2 protein-coding genes are annotated in these 1155 nt (G+C 72.6%); both read right to left on the minus strand.

Annotated elements, in window-relative coordinates; all coding sequences use genetic code 11:
- Positions 1–51: 51 nt before the first annotated feature.
- The gene (locus IH44_RS45045; RefSeq protein ID WP_081967407.1) at positions 52–687 is read right to left on the minus strand and encodes a DUF742 domain-containing protein; all 636 of its coding nucleotides are present in this window, start codon (positions 685–687) and stop codon (positions 52–54) included.
- Positions 688–854: 167 nt separating this feature from the next.
- Positions 855–1155, minus strand: a 301-nt coding sequence (locus IH44_RS0139910) for a roadblock/LC7 domain-containing protein (protein WP_030464753.1), incomplete at its 5' end; no start/stop codon positions are given.

Raw genomic sequence — 1155 nt, forward strand, 5'->3', positions numbered from 1 at the left:
GCGACGACGATCTTGGCGGAGGTGGTGGCGCGGCTGGGGGCGGCGGCCGCGTTAGAGCTTGCGAAGTCCACTGAGGACCCTTTCGAGCAGCGTGACGTCGGGCTGGTTGCCGGATTCGCCGCCGGCTGCGGGCTGGTGGATGGCGACCAGGCCGGCCTCGGCCAGGTCCGCCACGAGGATGCGGGCCACGCCCAGCGGGAGGCCGAGCAGCGCGGAGATCTCGGCGACCGACTTCACGTCGGTGGCGCACAGCGCGCAGATCCGCTGGTGCTCGGGGAGCAGGGTGGCCATCCGGGCCGGGTCGACCGCGGCGGAGACCAGGGCCTCCAGCGCGAGTTCGTAGCGCGGCCGGGTGCGTCCGCCGGTCATGGCGAAGGGCCGGATCAGCGGCTCGGCGTCCTCCTCCTCGTCGAGGTACTCCTCGACGTGGCCGGGCTGCTGCTCCTCGTAGCGGTGCGGCAGGCCGGGGTCGGCGAACGCCTCGTGGCCGGGGTGGGCCTGGCCGTATCCGTCCGGCTGCTGGTACCAGCGCGGGTCGGACTGCGGAGGCAGGTACGGCTGGCCGCCGTTGAACTGCGGCGCGTACTGCGGCTGCTGACCGTGGCCGACGCCGGGAGCCCCGAAAGCGTCGTGGCCGGAGCCCGCGTACGGGACGCCGTACTGGCCACTGTGGTCGGGCGGTGTCACGGTTCATCTCCTCAAAGGGTGCGGCGGTGCGTTGCTGGCCGCGTCGCCGGGGAGCGCCGTGGCCGGTGGTGCGAAGGCCGTACAACGCCCGGTCCCGAGGCCGCCGAAGCGACCTCGGGACGGGCAATTGAGGTCTTTCGAATACCAGGACGGTATCCGACGAACCGTCAGTGCAGGAGACTGCCCTGGAGTTCGGCCCGCAGCGCGGGCGTCAGGACCGCGCCGGCGCGGTCCACCAGCAGGGCCATCTCGTAGCCGACGAGACCGATGTCGGAGTCCGGCGAGGCGAGGACCGCGAGTGCGGAGCCGTCGCTGATCGCCATCAGGAACAGGAACCCGCGCTCCATCTCGACCACGGTCTGGGTCACGTCGCCGCCCTCGAAGATGCGGCTGGCACCCGAGGTCAGCGAGGTCAGTCCGGAGGCGACGGCGGCCAGCTGGTCGGCGCGGTCCCGGGGGAAGCCCTCG

Origin of the sequence: Kitasatospora sp. NRRL B-11411, assembly GCF_000721345.1 — a bacterium.
Classification (GTDB): Bacteria; Actinomycetota; Actinomycetes; order Streptomycetales; family Streptomycetaceae; genus Kitasatospora; species Kitasatospora cineracea.